This is a genomic window from Paenibacillus sp. FSL K6-0108, assembly GCF_045040695.1.
In the GTDB taxonomy this organism is placed as follows: Bacteria; Bacillota; Bacilli; order Paenibacillales; family Paenibacillaceae; genus Paenibacillus; species Paenibacillus pabuli_B.
The window spans coordinates 3,719,544-3,737,909 of sequence record NZ_CP150288.1 but is presented as its reverse complement, the minus strand read 5'-3'; the positions used below and the strand labels follow the sequence as shown (position 1 = coordinate 3,737,909).

The following is an 18,366-nucleotide window of genomic DNA, read 5'->3' as shown; positions in this document are numbered from 1 at the left end:
GCAACTCTATATTAGATTCGATCCAAAAACTCAATTTACTCAATAAATATAAAAGAATTGCAGAGGCTCGCGCTTCTGCAATTCTTTTTTGTGTATATCGGTTCAGGATGATTCCTGAATGCTCAGCTGCACATACTGTGTGATGCGGCAGTAATGAAACAGCATAAGCTCCTCATCGCCATTTCCCAAAGCAATTTTTCGACCCTCTTCAATCATATGTTCCAACATCTCACGAAGGAAAGTCATTTGAAATCTTGAGGTCTCCCCAATTAGCTGTTCCAACACTTCAATATCTCTCAGTGTGAATTGAGATAATCCGCGAAGCAGCAGCTCTTCTGACCAGCTGCTGATCTTCTGCATCAACTGATTATAGTCTTCCAAATCTTCTCGTCCTTCCATAGCCCGTATCCAGTTTGAGACTGATCACCGTCTGACCCTTCAGGAAGCTGATCGGGTATATCCGTTGCTGCTCTATACGTACAAAGGCATAGAAATGTTCGAGTGTTCCTGCCCCATAATTCGATTCAAGCCGTTTGATCATGGTCTGCCATTCCGATGAATAAGGTAGAGCCAGGTCTAATGTCTCGCCATGGTCGCTCTCCATCGTAAGAATAAGGTCCTGCGATTGCTTATCGAAGCGATGCTCTACAACCCGGGCAACCTTAATCATCGCCAGTCGCTCTTGCGGAACGGAAAACAACTCAAATGGACGCAAATCCTCAGCGAGTACGGTGGCTACATCTTGCATGTACTTGCCCAGATTCACCTCTTCTACTGATGTTCGGGGCAGCAATGTCAGTTTTGCACCTTCCCCGGAGGAGAGCCTATGCTCTTCATTTACTTTCACCGAGCGAAACTGCATCTCTTCCCCGGCAAATTGACGAAAAGTCAGATTAGGCAGCCATGGAGTGAAGGAACCGTAATGCTCTGCATACGAGAATTGATTATCTTCATAGTATACCGCCCGCACATCGCTGTACGTATAGATCTCCGCGTCATCAAAACAATAGAAGTAATAAGTGATTCCACGGTACCCGGAGCGTGTCTCCCATGCATCAGCCCCCAATCCATACAGATGCAACTCGGGTACCGCATAGTATTTACTTCGAAAACTGCCAATGAGCTGACTTAGTTTGAATGCAGATACCTTCTCTTGTTCAAGCACCTGTAATGCAAGATACAACTTGCTTATCCGATCAAGTATGGATTGCATGGAGAACCGTACATGTCGGTTAAAAAACAGTTGCAATTCTCCCTGAATCCCGCGTAAACCTCGCTCAACGTCGGGAAGATGTCCACTATGGGCCGCAATCGCCAGTGTCTCCAATTGAGCCATATATGATTGTGGTAGACGGGCAAGCCCCGTCTTGAGCAGACCTGCCAGCATGGAACGACATTCCCGCACCGTTTGAAGTGAAAACTTGGCATCATGGACTCTTCCACTTATAGCTTCCGTATCATCCAAACCTTGCTGCATCCGATACCGCAATAACGCTTCAAGCTTGGCCATATTACCGGCAGTTTGTTTTACTTTGCACAGGGCCTTAGCCAGACTAGCTTCTTCTGTAAACGAAACCTCAATTTCTTGTTTCACCAGACGCACCGTTAGAAGAGAATCTTCCAATATTTCAATCTGCTCCGGATATCTTAATCGGAACAATACCTCTTCAATTAAGGAAGAACTATACGATTTAATCAAGGGAGCAAGATCCGATTCAACCATCCAACGGAAACGGGATTCCGTCACCGGGGAGGGTGCAATTAGATCGTGGACTTCCTCATGATCATCCACACCGGTGGCAGGCATCAACTCTGCTGAAGACGCTTCTTCTCCCTGATTCAATGGATCTTCTGTCTGATGTTCCTGCTGATAATACAAAATCGAAATCAATACATGTTTGCAAATATTGTCCGCCGGACAGGAGCATTCCCAATGATCGAGCGTATTTTCAAGCTTACAATGTGTACCATCACTCAACTGACAACTCACAGAGGCTTCATTCCAAGTGAATTGCACAGTCACGCCTTGATCCAACTCTTTCAGAGACCGTTTGTACAATCCCTTGTTGGCGTATCGAATCAAATAATCCTCCGTACACAGCTTCGAAAACATCCGAAACTTCTGTTCAAATCCACTCACGTGATCAACGTCCTGACGCTCTTAAAATATCATAGATGGTCTCACTGAACACACGACCTGCAATTTCACCCAAAGCAATGGACTTATGGTCGCCATAATAATAATGTTTCTGACTTCCAGGTTTAAAGAAGTGCAGCGATTCCAGCGTAATATCTTCCAACCCTTCATAATACGTAATACTCGTCCCGCTGAACCGCAGTTCTGCGACAAGATCTCCATACTCTTTGTAAAATTCATGATACCAGCCGCCATCCTGCGCGGGGCCTTTGATCCAGCCGTACTTTTCCAGCGCTTTGGGGAATGCCGTTGGAGAGAAGTCAGACTCTGGCAAGCGATCGTATTCAACCTTGTCTTTATCTTCATCCTCAGGCACATGAATTTGTCGGTTCAACTGCTCGAACGGCTGCTTGATCTCGTAATCCTCCAGCTGTGTTTTCCATCCTTCGAGTGTAGAATGGTCCAGTTCGAGTGGATGAATCAGTCCCACCAGCGAACCTGAAGGCAGCTTGTATTCATCCTCATCGACGGTATTAAACGTGCCGTCCTCCATATAACGGAAGGTTGTGAGCAGTTCACCCTCTTCATACGTTCCCCAGATCAGACCCACAGCAAATTTCCGCATGATTACATTTTGTACAAACAGTGCTGACCATTCATCAGCAGACCACAGGCGCTGCTTGGACAACGATTCTTCCAGACGTTGCGACTGGATGTTAACCATCGTTTTAAGATCCTTTTTCAGTTGAGTGAAACGTGCCTTGGACTTCGCTGCAAGATCAGCATCATCTTTCTGTGCAGGGGCAGGCAGACTCTTCACTGATTTCCCCGTTTCTTCGTTGACAACCAAGACCTGCAAATCCCCACTCACTTTAATCCGGAATGAACGCTCCCCGTAGCTCAGCTGCATCGTTCCATTCTGATCAAAACCAAGCGTAGTGACCAGTCGATCCTCAAGCTGTTCCGAGGTTAGTCCCATATTCTCAGCTGCGAGCTGCAATGCTTCTTCAGCCGCACCTTTAACCTGACGGTTCTTCACACTGCGTTTAACCTTGTCAATTGCCATCAGTGCGGATGGTTCTTTTAGATAGGCCAGTACTTTTACAGCATCTGCTGCTATGGCGCCGCGACTGTTTTCCGTCCATTCCTTAATTTGGGGAGCCAGAATATTCACAATCTGATTATCACCAAAGAGTGCGGAGAGGTACATGACCCACTTCTCCTTCGCGGAAGCCCCCTCCTGAATCCACAACTGGAGTAACTCGCCAGCAAATCGTGCCAACGATTCCTCACTTACATACTCACGTAGTTCATTCAGTCTCTCGTTTGGTGCAGATGTATGATCTATTGATTGCACCAAAATATATTGCTTGATTCGGTCATCTAAGGGTTGATCGTCCTCTGAACGCATCAGAGAAGGAAGTTCGTTCAAGGATAACCAGCTTAATCTGGACAGCTTTTTGGCATCTGCCTGTTCTGCAAGTGCCGAATGAGCATATTCCGGGCTTTGATCCGCAGTGTCCAGCAGAATTTGAATCAGGTTTTTCCACTCTGCAGACTTTTCACTCTTTAAAAGCTCAAGGTATATATCCTTACTATTATCCAAACTGCGGATGGCATTGAGAGCCATTTCTTTCACACCCACTTTTTTCTCTGAACGGTATATTGTAGTATATAAGTCCTGCTCAGGAATGCGATTGAACTCAGATAACGCCACGCCATTTGCTTTTTTGGATGAATCTTGCAAGCCGGCACGAATTGCTTCGGCTACTTGTTTTGTCGAAAGTTCATGGCGTTGTTCAAAGGTAATTTCCAAAATTAAGATGCGCGTGTCTGTGGGCAGCTTCTTGTACTGCCCCAGAGCAAAGTCCAGATTTTGCTGAATGATCCGGCGATATTCATCCTGGGGCATCGATTTGTACTTGTAATCGGTCATACCGTTGAGAGCGATCAGGCTGGACAGCAATTTCTCTTGCTTCACCTCTGGATCCTGGCCGTAACGTTCCAACAGCTTCTCTCCGCTAAACGCGTAAGATTGATACATATCAGAGACAATATCCAGTGTCCACTCGGGATACGTGGTGAGAATCACGAACCGACGCATCGCCTCCGAATCCAAAGGCAGGAAACTAATGCTGATCAAGTTATGAACGCGCTTTTTGTCACGATTCAGGTTATTAAACAATCCGCGACTATTCGGATCTTCCCAGTATTCTTCAAGTGAACTTTCCCCGTTCAAATATCGTGCAATCGCAAGCCCCTGTCTTCCTCCATCTAATGGATGCCGAAGAGCACTGAACACAGCTTGTTCAACCGTTTCGTCCACCTCTGGCACAGCCATGCCATGGTCCTCCAGCATTTTTTGAATGCACAATTTGAGGAAAGGGGGTTTTAATATGTGATATGCTCGAATGGCCTGCTGTGGTTCGTACACAATAGTCGATTGTAGAAATTTCCATGGTATAGTGTACGATTCGAGTTCACTGCGTAACATTTCAATTAGCTGATATGGCTCATCCAGAGGAACCAGTCCTGACAGCAGCTCATTGGCATTTTTCGTTCTTTGGTCCATGCTCAACAAGTAGCGTCGAACTTCAAGTGGATAAATCTCATGCAATTGGTTGATGGCTTCGAGTAAAATACGACCAGTCTCACTGTTTTCATCTAGGAAGCGTTGTTTTCCCCCACTGATGTTAACTAAATACAACAAGGCATTGCTCAAAAGCATCATCGTCTTGTCGAACTCACTGTAAGAGAGTTGTTCCTTTTTGGAACGTGAAGTATCCGAATAGTTCTCAGCTATAACCTGATTATGCTTATCCCGGAGGAATTCATCATTCAATTCATACGCAGATCTGTTATGTTTCGTTTGAAAATTGCAAACCACCAGTGGCTCAATCAATGTATGTAATTCGTTCCGCAGCTTACTTGTATCATGGTTCATCACATGTTGAAACAATGCTGGCAAAGATTGAGTGAATTGTTGCACCTGGGCAAGATGAGAAGGGCTATCATTGAGATCAGAATAGAGTCGAAGGAGTATCATTCCATTGATTACATCGTGGAAATTCCCCTTCAGTCTGCTTTTTAATTCATCCAGAATTTCCTTCTCTCCAGCAAAGCGATTGATTTTCTCCAACCTGTAAAGCAACCCGCCCATACGATCATTGGTTTTGCTCTTTCCGCTTAGTCCATAGGCTTCCGAGTCGTTTCCAAGGCAGAGCGTAAAACCATCGGTTCTCCACGAATTCCTTCTGGAATAATTGGATTCCATATGAATTACAATGGCTCCCGCTCGAAAAAAGATGTCTCCGTCATCTTTTTTGGCCAATTTCATAAGTACCTCTATCGTCTGGTAAGCATAATGGCTGGAATTTCCTATGAGGTCAGGAAACTTCTCCGTTGTTCCCAAAACATATTCAATAATTTCCGAACTCCGGTCTGTTTTTAATGAGTATTCTTTGGAACACACCTCTGCAAACTTCTCCACCAAAGCCTCTACTGTGCGATCTGCGGTTAACATGACACATTCCTCCTTGAATATTAATTTATAATGATCTTGAATATAACCAATCAATTAAATCATCATGATACATCGTTCGATTCAGTTCGCTGCTCAAGTAATAATCTCGCCAATCCAATCAGCGAGCTCATTGGGCGTAATCGCAGCTACATGTGCACCCATATTGGATAAGGTTTGGGCAGCATGTTTGTTGTACACGGTATCTCCGTTAAAATCGAGGGCAGTCAGCACAAGCAACTTGCAGCCCGTATCCAAAATGTCCTTGCAAGCCTTGTACATGTGCTGGATCGGGTAACCCTCCTCCAAATCGCTAACGAGAATATATATTGTTTTACCGGGATTTTCGATTAACGTCTCACCATAACGGAGCGCCTTGGTTATATGGGTTCCCCCGCCAAGCTGTACGTTCATGAGCACATCTACCGGATCTTCCAGCCTGTCACTCAAATCGACAACCTGTGTGTCAAAAATGAACAATTTCGTTCGCAGTGCATTCAGGCGATAGAAAATGCTGGCCATGACTGAACTGTATATCACTGAATCCAGCATGCTTCCGCTCTCATCCACACCAATGATGATGTCCCACTTGTTATGAGACTGGATATTTCCGTCAAAATATAGACGATCAATGACAAATCTGCGATGGTTTTTGTCATAGTTCTTCAGGTTCTTGGTAATCGTCTGCTTGAAATTCAGATTGCGCAAGGAACGCACCGAACTGGATGCATATCGGCTGCGTTTGCCCGTAATACTCGCTTTAGTCTGAGATTCCAGTTTACGTCGCAGCTCGTCAACCACGACTCGTACGATTTCTTTAGCGCTCTTTAATACGTCGCCTTTCATTCGTCCTTTGAATTGCATAATATTTTTGAGCAGGTTCATATTCGGTTCGAGTGACTCCAGCAGCTTTTTGTCCGTTAACATTTCCGTCAGGCCATACCGGTCAAGCGCCTGCTTTTCCAGAATTTCCACCGTTGGTTTCGGGAACAAATCCCTGACTTTATTGAGCCATCTGGGAACGGTCAAGTCCGAAGGGCCTCGTCCTCCTCCTTTTCTGTAACCCTGCTCTTCACCGTATTCGCGATTATACAGATATCCGAGAATCTCATCGACTTCGGTATATTTAAAATCATCAGGGGAGAAGTCTTCAGCATTGGACAGTCCTTCTTCGGCGGATTCACCCAGAATAAGGCGCCAACGGTTTAAGGTTTCTGCCCGATTCAGCTCAGCATTTTCTTTCACCATTTCCTTGGTTGTATCCAGCTCATTCAGATCAGCTTCCATGCGTCAAACTCCTTCCGAAGGGCTTCATCCCATGTTTTCGTCTGGATCAGCAATCGCTCGTCAACGGAAGGCCATGACATCTCTTCGTTCTCTACCTGATGCAAGCTCGCAACCCGATCCGCAATCAGGCCTGTCTCCATGGGGGTAAAGTAAGTAAACGCCAAACGAAGCTCAGGAATCATGCGAATAAACTCTTCATAATCAAGCTGCTCGATCATATAGTTCAATTCTGATAAAAGCTGATCTTCATACAAAAAAGCGTCCCGTGCTACAGAGAACACGCCCTGTAGATAAAGTGCAGTCTGCCGGGATTGTTCCTGCGATCCCCGAATATATGCACGTGCCCGATCCACGATCTCTTCTCTATGTCTGTCGCCAAGTCCTGAAGAGATGGCAATACACACCCCCTCCAGCTGTGCCGGAAGCTGGCTGTCTGACAGAAGTTCATCCAGGTGTGCCCGGAAGGTATCATCCCGAAAATGATCTTCGGACGATTCTGCCAGCATGGCAAGCAGCTTCAGTCCCTGGACAATCGCTTCATGTTCATCCGGATTCGTTCTTGAGAGCTGCATCAGTTTGTCAACGGCATTGTTATAAGCTTCAGACACGAGATGAAGGAGCTGCGGTTCCTCAGACAACCCAAGAAGTCTGCGATGCTGCTGAATTCGATTCAAAATATGCAGACTTCCACACAACGACAGGAAATTCCCATCCTTCCGGAGCGCCGACTTCACTTGTTCATACAGCTTCATGGCGGTATCCTGCAGACCCATAAGCAGAGCCTGAAGCATGGATTTGGCAAGGTCACCGCTGTGATGATCCGGTATTCCCTGCATCTCTTCTTCCATCTTGCGCGTAGCGGCTTCCCGAATTGTGCCTCCATAGAGTGAATTCTCAATCAATCGAGCCTCAATTCTGGAGGAATAGGTATATACCCACGTCTCCCGAACAAGGTTCATGTCACGCTGTGCAATCCAATCCGGGCCCGATTGTCGCTTCGCGAACTCCGGAACGAGATAGACCATACATTGAAACAATTGACTTTGCCGACGATGATCAGGTTTGGCGTATAGATCAAGTACCTTCTTATGTTGGCCTGTAGTACGAATTTGAAGTTTGGACTCTGTACAACGTTCTTTGAAATCCTCAACGATCGGAATACTGAATGGGTTGGGAGCCACTTTTCCGATGACATCCCCGGTTAGCAATCTGTGCAGTTCTTGTATTGGTTTGTCTGAAGCTAATGTAAGTTCACCCTTAACAAAGGAAGAAAGTGTTGCATCCATCAGCTCATAGACTCCGCCTTCCCTTTTTCCTCTCAGTCCTGCGAGCCCTTGAACCATGCTGTATGCCTCAATAGCGTCGCTGGTTGATACATGTTCATGTCCTTCCCTCAGCTTGCGGGTTAGTCGGGATAACAAGTCCAAAGCGGTCAAATTATACACGGAATTCTTTCGCAGAAGCAGCTGGGTCCAGATCTGTTCATAATAATTCACGTAAGGCATGCCGCTTGCATACCCATTCAGCCGATCCGCTTCGGCAAACGTGTAGACCATGGGATACATCTGCTGATGCACCGAATGGTGAGCCTTCGCATGCTCTTGCATCGTCATCTCTTCTGAGTTCGTCTCATCATTCTCGGGACTGAGGAGTCCATACGTATGAAATCCGCCAGTGATAACAAGCACACGTTCATGCTCCTGCCCAGCCTGTTTGATACGACTTCTCATATGAGCTTCTCTTGCCAAATCCCCTGTACTGTGCAAGCGCTCCGCTGAATAACACATCCGGGATAAGGTACAGTACGTGAATACATCCTGTACAAATGCCTGTGTTGACTTCTCCAGACCACCAATCTCAAATACGTTCTCCCACAACTCATCGAAACTTCGACAGTTTGTTTTCTGACATAAACGGTTAATAAACTCAGACCCTGCGAGCAAAGTTTCATCTTGAATGGAAATTTCCCGCTGTTCTGCCTTGTTGGGCTTGGAGAAATGATGATAATCCAGATCGATAAAAGTTGCAGGGATGCTCAGCCGAGCTGCTTCTTTCAGCGCTACATATTCAGGAGAGTAACGAAGCATCGGATAATAACAGGCCGCTCTCTCCTCCTCACTCTCATAGGTGTAGTAAAGACTAACAGGAGGTAGGGTCGCCTCATCAGCCAGAACTTGAAGTAAGGGATTGCCGCTCTCAGGGCCTTCGATTAGAATGATGTCCGGCTTGTATTCTTCAATCAATCGCAGCAAATGATAGGAACAGGCTGGACTATGATGGCGTATGGGAAAATAAACCGTTCCGTTGTTCAGGTTATACACCCCGGACTCAAATAGCGTCTGTAACTGGGCAACATCCAGATCTGCTTTTCCTGTTAACCGATCCATTTCTTTTCCTCGTAGTAATCCTTCCAAATCCCCTCTTCTCTGGACCGCTCCTTCACGACCTTGGAGAAGTAGGTTCTGAGGATGGACAGATCCTTGTCGCTTTCTTTCGCTATCGTCCCCAACATGTTTTGCACCAGCCGATCCAATGCGATTCCCTTGTCTTCGTAATAATAAGAAGTCATTGCACTCTGTACATATACAGATACGGCTTCAGCCGTACTCATGGACGCTTGGGGCGTATCCAGCTTGTAACCTTCCCGCGTCATTCCCGTGCGAAGCTCCATAAATGTCGTGGCCAGCAATTCAACCACATCCGAATTAATATCGGTGTCTATTCCGCTATGTAATAACAGGCTGCGAGCCTGAGATTCAATAATTTTGGCTTCCATTTTCACACTGCTGATCGGTTTGATCGTCTCAAAATTGAAACGGCGCTTCAGCGCACCACTCATTTCATTGACTCCCTTATCACGAATGTTCGCCGTAGCAATAACGTTAAACCCCGGTTTGGCAAACAGCACACCACCGTCCAGTTCAGGAATACTCATTACCTTGTCACTGAGAATACTGATCAGGCTATCCTGTGCTTCAGCAGGGCAACGTGTAATCTCCTCAAAACGGGTAAGAATCCCCTTCTTCATTCCGTTATACAACGGTGAGGGTACAAGCGCCGCTTCGGACGGGCCTTTATCCAGCAGCATGGCATAATTCCAGGAATATTTAATCATGTCTTCGGTTGTACCTGCCGTACCCTGAATCGTGTTCAGGCTGGTTCCGGAAATGGCTGCGGTCAGCAATTCACTGAGCATGGTCTTGGCTGTTCCGGGTTCTCCTACCAGCATTAAGCCCCGATTGCCTGCCAAAGTCACCACTGCACGTTCAATCAGTACATCGTTGCCATAATATTTTCGTGTAATGGGAACCTCTTCTCCGTCCAAGATTGCAGGTTTATCCCTCCCAATAATAAAATCTCTGACATAGACTGGCGACAGCAGCCAATTTGGAGGGCGTTTTCCCGTATCTTCCTCTCGCAGAGCTCTTAATTCTGTCTCATATAATGTCTCGGCGGGTGGCTTGAGCATCTCCATCGTCAAGATTTCTCCTCTCATGCAAACAGATCGTATGTTCTTATTGGTGCTATTTTATCACAGCGGCCTTTCAACGAACGCAGAAATCGTTAAAAATGGTTGAAACGTCCTTCTTATCAGCATTCTTCATGAGCCCATGGACATAGTTCGTAGCACAAATGTGTATTGCTTCATCGTCTGCACCAGTGCCAATGCATAAGAAGTAAATCCTAAATAAATAAGATGTTAGAAAAACATCTCCGTTATAGGCCTTATGTCTCTATTAATCATTTAAACGATTCGTGTTGTGGTTCAACCAGATCAAGTCCATTAGCATAGAAAAACACAGGCCGGAAGCCTGTGTCCCCATTTTAAGATCGGCTACATTCTTCTACCACATGAAGCGGAGTATAGCTCGTACCACTCATACCGTGTAAGTTCCGTGTTGGCAGCGTCCCGACAGGCCAGAATACGCTCTGGACGAATTGAACCGATCACGGGTTGAATTCCTGCGGGATGTTTCATTAACCAGGCCAATACAATTACTTCCGGTGTAACACCTCGCTCCTTTGCCATCCGCTGAACCAATTTGGCCGTGTCCTCAATTTCCGGGCGCTGTCCATCGATGACCCTGCCCGTAAACCGGCCCTGTGCCAGCGGGCCCCATGCCTGCAATTGAATTTGCTCCGCCTGACAATATTCCATCGTCCCATAAGGGAAGACATTTTCTTTGGCTTGCGGTCGATTAACGGTTACTCCTGCCTCCACAAATCCGATTTTGTCCAAACTCATTTCAAGCTGGTTTACAATTAAGGGCACGCTGCTATGCAACTGGAGAAGACGTATCTGTTCTGAGCCCATGTTGGATACACCGAAATGACGTACTTTTCCTGCTTGATGAAGTCTCGCCAGGGCGTCGCCAATTTCTTGTGGATGTGCAAGAGGATCAGGGCGATGGAGCAATAAGATGTCCAGATACTCTACCCCCAAACGTTTAAGAATACCATCAACACTCGCTAGAATATGTTTACCTGAAGAATCGTATCTTTGGGGCCCTTCGTCATCACCAACGAGACGTATGCCACACTTGGACTGCAGAATGATCTGATTCCTCAAGCTTTTCTGCTCTGATAGGACGCGGCCTAACACATACTCTGCTTTGCCCCGTGTGTAGATATCCGCCAGATCATAATGGTTAATGCCTATTTCAAGGGCTGCTTCCACAGCCTTGCGACCTTCCATTACAAGATCTTCAGTAATCGGGAGAACATCCCAATCACCTCCAAAGCGCATACAGCCAAGTACAAGTGGACTTGCAGGAATTTGGTGATGGTGCAGGGGAAGTTTTGATTTGGACATGACAGCCGCTCCTCGGTTTTTAATTTATAATTTCTTTTCTATAGTACTCTTCTTTACCCTTCCTGTATTTACCTTCCATATTATCCGACCTGTCTTTGAAAACAAGGTTTCAATCGTTCTCATCTTAAATATATAGATGGTGCAGGCTTTTTGTATGAAGTTACCGAAATTAACATATGATCACTTAGATAAGATGCGTAACATTATGAGATTTTCATGAGAGGAGATTAACCCTTTGAGTACAAATGAAACCTCACAACCTGAGTTCTTCACCCGAGAATTTACACAGAATCCCTACCCCGTATATGAAAAGCTGAGACAGAATGATCCCATTTACAGAGTTCTGTTCCCTCATGGTGATTTCGGTTGGATTATTACCCGATATGAGGATGCAGTCGAAGTATTGAAAGACAACCGCTTCAGTAAAGATGTCATTAAACGTTACGGTCCAGATCAACAAAATATATTCGTGCATAATATGCTTTTTTCTGATCCACCTGATCATCGCCGGTTACGTGGACTCGTACAGAAGGCTTTTACTCCGAGGCTGATTGAGGGAATGAGAAGCCATATTCAGGAAATTGCCGACGATCTTTTGGATAATCTCAAGTCCTCGGACAAGATGAATCTGATTGATGAGTATGCCTTTCCATTACCGATCATTGTGATCAGTGAGATTCTGGGTGTGCCTCTTGAAGACCAGGATAAATTCCGTGTATGGTCCAATTCGATTATCGATGCGACAAGTGCGGAGCATTCCGAAGTATTTGAGAAGCATGCCAAGGAATTCATTGATTACCTAAATGCCTGGTTTGCCAAAGTACGTGAGCAACCAGGTAACGATCTGATCAGTCAGCTCGTTGTGGCAGAGGAATCAGGAGAACAACTATCCGAAAATGAATTGCTTGGTGTTGTCGCTCTGCTGATCATCGCCGGACACGAAACAACGGTTAACCTCATCGGCAATGGTGTACTTGCCCTTTTGGAGCACCCGGATCAACGAAACCTTCTGATTAAGCAGCCTGAGTTAATTCATAATGCTGTTGAAGAAATGCTGCGTTATAATGGTCCGGTTGAATTCAGCACGTCCCGCTGGGCATCTGAGGACATTGAATTTCATGGACATCATATCGCTGAAGGTGAACTTGTTATTGTAGCGCTGGATTCAGCCAATCGGGATGAAGAGAAATTTAAGGATGCGGATGTGTTTGACATCACTCGTGAGAAGAGTGCACATTTGGCTTTTGGCAAAGGCATTCATCTCTGTCTGGGAGCCCCTCTCGCGCGACTGGAAGGTGAGATTGCTATTAATACGCTGCTGCGCCGCTTTCCCGATATGCATCTGCAGGCGGATGTTAAAGAACTTGAATGGAGACCCGGGATGATTGTTCGAGGTGTCAAGGAAATCCCTGTACAGCTTAAATAGATATGCATTTGAAGCAAGGAAAGCGAGGCATCTTACTGGATGGAAATCAACACCATTGTTTTAGTCATTTTTTTATTTCTTATTCTCATCTTATTGGTTCGCGTCATCAGCTTGCAGACACAGTTGAATGAATTGAAAAGGGATGTTGAACGTCTGGAAAATGGCTCAGGACGTACCGCACAATCCCCTCTTAGTTATAACGCTTCTTCAGTGAATATGTCTCCACCTCCACCGTCACAGGCTGAGCTGACTGAACTGGATAAAGAATTGCAGGCACTTGCACACCAAGGCAAGAAAATAATTGCAATCAAAAAGGCTCGTGAAGCGAGAAACCTGTCGTTGAAAGATGCCAAAGAATATGTCGAGTATCTTGAACGCCTATAATTAATGAATTTAGATAGACTTCCCAACTTCCTGCCAAGGTTTTTGTTTTCAGTTGATTCATGTTCGACTGGAAACAACGATCTTCGTGGGGAGTTTACTTTTTTCAAAAGGTATGATAAAGTTATTTCAATATTTATGGAAATAAGAAATAAAGACGAAAGGACCGATTTTGATGCAATCCAATCCGATTGATACTGAACAGGCCGTCAAAATTCATAAAGCTCTGGGTGAACAAACGCGATATAAGATCATTCAGATCCTTTCGGGTGAAAGCAACCTGTGTCCCGCTGATTTGGAAAATCGGCTTGTAACGGTAGCGCTCTCCACTTTATCACATCACCTGAAGCAGCTATCCGATTGTGGTTTGTTAACATCACAAAAGAAAGGTACTTATATTTACTACAGTCTGAATACGGATACTGTACAGAGAGTTGCTCCTTATCTGTTGGATAAATAAAAATTTTGTTTTATATTTCTATAATACTAGAAACATAAAAATATTTTCACTGTATGGAGAGATTAATTTGGACCGTACGGGTGAATTGTTTTTTTTTATTTCTCGATCCGGCTCTCTCGTCTTTATTTCCATATTTCCAGAAATATAATAATTTAAATCTGAAAGAGGTATATACTTATGTCTAACACATGGAAAATCTATGTCCTGGCCTTGGTCAGCTTTCTTGTAGGGACCTCCGAATATGTTATTGCGGGCATTCTGGATCGAATTTCGGACACCATGAATATATCATTGATTGCTGCAGGACAGCTGATTACCATTTTTTCACTCGTTTATGCACTGGGTACGCCCATCATCATTGCCTTAACTTCTCGAATGGATCGACGTAAGTTACTGCTCTACTTTCTGGGGATTTTTGTCGTTGGTAACATCTTGGCTTACCTGCTGCCTGGATATGGGCTCTTTATCGCTGCACGAGTCCTCATGGCGTTAGGAGCCGGAGTTGTCGTAGTTACAGCCTTGACAGTCGCTGCCAAAATAGCACCCGCAGGCAAACAGGCCAGCTCCATTGCAACAGTCATTACCGGATTTACCGCATCCCTGATCGTAGGCGTTCCACTGGGAAGAATGATTGCTGCAGCTTGGGATTGGAAACTGATTTTTGCAGGTATTGCGATTTTGGGTTTGATCGCCATGGTTGTTATCGCATCTACGATCCCACCATCTGAAGGGGAAACACCGGTTCCTTTGAAAAAACAATTGGCCCTGCTTAAACAACCTCGTGTTGGATTTGCGCTGCTTGTCAGCTTTTTCTGGCTAGGAGGCTATTCCATTGCGTATACCTACATTTCACCTTATCTGGTATCTGTCGCAGGCATGGGCGAAACGTTGTTAAGTTCAGCCTTGCTGGCTTTTGGTATCGCAAGTCTGATTGGTTCCAAATCAGGAGGATACAGCGCCGATCGTATGGGAGTAAAGCGAACACTCATCCTTGGAATGGCCCTGCATATCGTAAGTCTGCTGATGCTGAATATCACGGCTCATTCAAGTGTGGCTATCTTCATTGTGTTGATTCTATGGTCCTTCGCCGCCTGGTCTTCCGGCCCAACACAGCAATATAATCTAGTTACAATGGCTCCGGAATCGTCCGGAATTATGTTGAGTCTGAACAGTTCTGTTATGCAACTGGCCATGGCTGCCGGAGCCGGCATCGGGGGAATCGCCGTCAGCGCAGTTTCTTTGTCATCCATCACCTGGATTGGAGCAGTAGTGGTGTTGATTGCAATGATCATCATCATTCTTACCTATCGTCCGGCAAATGCCACAACAGTACAGAGTGAATCTTCCAATGTGGCATGATGGAGCTTAAGCTTAAACTTAAACTCTCAAGAATAAAAATGATAACACGCAAAAAGAGAGGCATTGTAACATTACAGTTGCCTCTCTTTCTTATTCAGTCTAATGGATGCCTTATTGTGCAGTTACAGCACCATCAATGGGATAAACAGCACCATTAATATAAGGAGCTTCGTCTCCCAGCAGGAAGGATACCAGATTCGCAATCTCTTCAGGCTTACCGAGACGACCGGATGGAATGCTGTCAAGGGTCGCTTTGAATACTTCAGGATTATCCTTCCCGAACTGAACTACCATTGGAGTTTCAATCGTACCTGGTGCAATGGCATTCACACGAATGTTATCTTTACCATACTCAATGGCCGCTGTACGTGTCAGTCCAACTACGCCATGCTTCGTTGCTGCATACGGCGCGACTGCTTGAACACCCACGATACCTGCTGTAGATGCTGTATTGACAATCGAACCACCACCTGTTTTGAGCATTTCGGTAATCACATATTTTAATCCGTAAAATACACTTCTCAGGTTAATATCAATGATTTGGTCAAACTGTTCAATAGTATGTTCAATTAATTTGACACCAGGACCAGCGATTCCGGCATTATTGAAGAACATGTCGATTCGACCAAATTCCTCAATCGTTTTGTTCACATAATTTTCTACCTCGTTCGCCTTGCTTACATCCGTTTGTACAAAAATCGCTTTACCACCCAGCTTCTCAATCTGTTTTACAGTTTCCAGCCCCGTCTCTGCCACGAGATCAACGACCACAATAGATGCGCCCTTCTCAGCCAGCTTCAGTGCGGTCGCTTGTCCCAATCCACTTCCTGCTCCAGTGATAATTGCTACTTTTCCTTTGTGACTCATTCTGATCTCCTCCATGTGTGTTTGTCATCTGTCATCGGATCGGTTAATTTGATATGAAGCAGTATTACATCGGAATGCGACATATGTAGTTTGAAAAAGGACTTAAAACCTTCCTGACTTTACCTATTTTAATGGAGTTACGACTCAAAGACAAATCATCCATATGACTACATGCTATAATTTTCATCACATAGTAGACATCTCAAGAAGGAGAACTTCTTAGTAAAAGTCTCTAGTGCTCCCCTTCTTATTGGTGAGATGTACAGTTTAATTTCATACATTATCTAACCATATCGACTGTTCAACATGGTACGATAACTATGCAAATGTGCGCACGCGTAAGATCTATCTTAGCAAATTGGTTTTGGCCAGCTCAATAAGCTCATCGCCACGTCCATTCAGTACCGCCTTCATCATCCATAAGGTGAAGCCTTCGGCCTGTTTTATATTAATCTTCGGAGGAAGGGACAGTTCTTGCCGATTCACCACAACATCAATCAGAACAGGACCCTCATGCTGTAATGCACGCTCTACAGCCTCTTCCAGATCAGCCGGATCTTCAACCCGTATTCCCTCCAGGCCCATCGCTTGGGCTACCATGGCAAAGTTGGGATTTACAAGCTCGGTACCCGATTCAAGTAACCCCGCAGCTTTCATCTCCAGTTCAACAAAACTGAGTGCACCGTTGTTAAACACGACAACTTTAATCGGAAGGTTATGCTGTTTAAGCGTCAGAAGATCACCCATCAGCATGGCAATGCCGCCATCACCGGATAAGGAGATCACTTGTCTTCCCGGATCTGACACTTGTGCACCAATCGCCTGTGGAAGAGCATTCGCCATGGTGCCATGATTAAATGAACCCAGCAAACGGCGATTGCGGCTCATTTCAATGTAGCGAGCAGCCCATACCGTAGGTGTACCTACATCGCAGGTAAAGATCGCATTTTCCGCTGCAGCATCACTGATGACCTTGGTTAGATATTGTGGATGAATTGGCGTTTTTCCAGGTTTTCCTACGGCAAGCTCATCCAATTCTTTACGAACTTTCTCGTAACGTTCTACACTTTTATGCAAATGTTTGTCGCTATGCTCTACCGTCAGATAAGGTAACAATGCTTCAAGCGTAGCTTTCACGTCTCCGCACACTCCGTAATCGAGCTTTGTACGGCGGCCAAGGTGTGAAGACTGAATATCCACTTGGAGTACAATCGCATCTTCCGGGAAAAATTGACGATACGGAAAATCTGTCCCCAGCATCAGAAGCACATCACAGTCCATCATGGCATGATAGCCGGAGGAATACCCGATTAATCCCGTGAGACCCACTGAATATGGGTTATCGTATTCCAGATGTTCCTTGCCTCGCAGTGCAATAACCATTGGGGATTTCAAGCGATCACAGAGCTGCATCAAAGGTTCCCGTGCGCCAGCGCAGCCTGCTCCGCACAGCAACGTAATTTTTTTGTCCTGATTCAGAAATTCTGCCAGTTTCCGAAGTTCTGGTTCCGAGGGATGTACAACCGGATGTGTGGCATGATACACATGCTCCGGAACAGGCAGATCAGCAGCTTCCAGAGCCGCGACATCCCCAGGCAATATGATGACGGAAACGCCTGAACGGGAGACTGCGGTTTGTAGCGCCATCGTAAAGGAACGCGGCATCTGTTTGGCTGTTGTAATAACCTCGCAATAATGACTGCATTCCTGAAACAAATACTCTGGATGAGTTGCCTGAAAGTACTCACTCCCGATCTCATCACTCGGAATATGAGCGGCGATGGCAAGTACCGGTACACGGTTCCGATGACAGTCGTACAGACCATTAATCAGGTGCATGTTTCCTGGTCCGCTGCTACCCGCACATACGGCAATACTTCCGCTCACTAGAGCATCAGCTCCGGCGGCAAAAGCAGCCACTTCCTCATGGCGAACATGAATCCATTCAATTTTACCTGAACGACGGATGGAATCGAGTACCGCATTCAAGGAGTCTCCAACGATACCATAGATGCGTTTGATGCCTGCGTTCAATAGTGCTTCGACCAGAACGTCTGCAATTGTTTTTTTCATGAAAGGTCGGTCTCCTTTATTCGCTTATTCTGAGTTATCTTTC

The 18,366-nt window shown here is 45.5% G+C and carries 13 protein-coding genes; 4 read left to right on the top strand and 9 right to left on the bottom strand.

The window, feature by feature from the left end:
- Positions 1 to 102: 102 nt before the first annotated feature.
- From MHB49_RS16955 to MHB49_RS16925, 7 genes are all read right to left on the bottom strand, one after another.
- Positions 103 to 381: a hypothetical protein gene (locus MHB49_RS16955; RefSeq protein ID WP_247897374.1), complete on the bottom strand. Its 279-nt coding sequence runs from the start codon at positions 379 to 381 to the stop codon at positions 103 to 105.
- The gene (locus tag MHB49_RS16950; protein WP_405156991.1) at positions 368 to 2,140 is read right to left on the bottom strand and encodes a hypothetical protein; all 1,773 of its coding nucleotides are present in this window, start codon (positions 2,138 to 2,140) and stop codon (positions 368 to 370) included. The genes MHB49_RS16955 and MHB49_RS16950 overlap by 14 nt, the downstream gene beginning before the upstream one ends.
- A 4-nt stretch (positions 2,141 to 2,144) precedes the next feature.
- Positions 2,145 to 5,660 carry a DUF4132 domain-containing protein gene (locus MHB49_RS16945; protein WP_405156990.1) on the bottom strand — a complete coding sequence of 1,172 codons (3,516 nt, stop codon included), beginning with the start codon at positions 5,658 to 5,660 and terminating at the stop codon, positions 2,145 to 2,147.
- 93 nt (positions 5,661 to 5,753) lie between these two features.
- The gene (locus MHB49_RS16940) at positions 5,754 to 6,905 is read right to left on the bottom strand and encodes a VWA domain-containing protein (RefSeq protein ID WP_405157154.1); all 1,152 of its coding nucleotides are present in this window, start codon (positions 6,903 to 6,905) and stop codon (positions 5,754 to 5,756) included.
- Between the two features lie 23 nt (positions 6,906 to 6,928).
- Entirely contained in the window at positions 6,929 to 9,331 is a 2,403-nt protein-coding gene (locus MHB49_RS16935) for a DUF5682 family protein (RefSeq protein WP_405156989.1), read from the bottom strand.
- Positions 9,319 to 10,419, bottom strand: coding sequence for an AAA family ATPase (locus tag MHB49_RS16930; RefSeq protein WP_405156988.1), 1,101 nt, complete (start codon positions 10,417 to 10,419; stop codon positions 9,319 to 9,321). The genes MHB49_RS16935 and MHB49_RS16930 overlap by 13 nt, the downstream gene beginning before the upstream one ends.
- 360 nt (positions 10,420 to 10,779) lie before the next feature.
- Positions 10,780 to 11,757, bottom strand: coding sequence for an aldo/keto reductase family oxidoreductase (locus tag MHB49_RS16925; protein WP_405156987.1), 978 nt, complete (start codon positions 11,755 to 11,757; stop codon positions 10,780 to 10,782).
- Positions 11,758 to 11,992: 235 nt separating this feature from the next.
- On the opposite strand from MHB49_RS16925, the gene MHB49_RS16920 reads away from it, so the two are divergent.
- The 4 genes from MHB49_RS16920 to MHB49_RS16905 all read left to right on the top strand — a co-directional run bounded on the left by MHB49_RS16920 (position 11,993) and on the right by MHB49_RS16905 (position 15,383).
- Positions 11,993 to 13,183: a cytochrome P450 gene (locus tag MHB49_RS16920; protein WP_405156986.1), complete on the top strand. Its 1,191-nt coding sequence runs from the start codon at positions 11,993 to 11,995 to the stop codon at positions 13,181 to 13,183.
- A 39-nt stretch (positions 13,184 to 13,222) separates the two neighbouring features.
- Positions 13,223 to 13,567 carry a hypothetical protein gene (locus MHB49_RS16915; RefSeq protein ID WP_405156985.1) on the top strand — a complete coding sequence of 115 codons (345 nt, stop codon included), beginning with the start codon at positions 13,223 to 13,225 and terminating at the stop codon, positions 13,565 to 13,567.
- Positions 13,568 to 13,739: 172 nt separating this feature from the next.
- Positions 13,740 to 14,024 (top strand): helix-turn-helix transcriptional regulator, encoded by a 285-nt coding sequence (locus tag MHB49_RS16910; RefSeq protein WP_247903172.1) that lies wholly within the window; start codon positions 13,740 to 13,742, stop codon positions 14,022 to 14,024.
- A gap of 177 nt (positions 14,025 to 14,201) precedes the next feature.
- Positions 14,202 to 15,383: an MFS transporter gene (locus MHB49_RS16905; RefSeq protein ID WP_405156984.1), complete on the top strand. Its 1,182-nt coding sequence runs from the start codon at positions 14,202 to 14,204 to the stop codon at positions 15,381 to 15,383.
- A 111-nt stretch (positions 15,384 to 15,494) separates the two neighbouring features.
- On the opposite strand, the gene MHB49_RS16900 is transcribed toward MHB49_RS16905, so the two are convergent.
- Together MHB49_RS16900 and poxB are read right to left on the bottom strand one after the other, a co-directional pair.
- On the bottom strand, positions 15,495 to 16,250 hold the full coding sequence (locus tag MHB49_RS16900; RefSeq protein ID WP_247897364.1) for an SDR family NAD(P)-dependent oxidoreductase: 756 nt from the start codon (positions 16,248 to 16,250) through the stop codon (positions 15,495 to 15,497).
- A gap of 345 nt (positions 16,251 to 16,595) precedes the next feature.
- Positions 16,596 to 18,323, bottom strand: a complete 1,728-nt coding sequence (gene poxB / locus MHB49_RS16895; protein ID WP_405156983.1) for a ubiquinone-dependent pyruvate dehydrogenase — start codon at positions 18,321 to 18,323, stop codon at positions 16,596 to 16,598.
- Between the last annotated feature and the right edge of the window lie 43 nt (positions 18,324 to 18,366).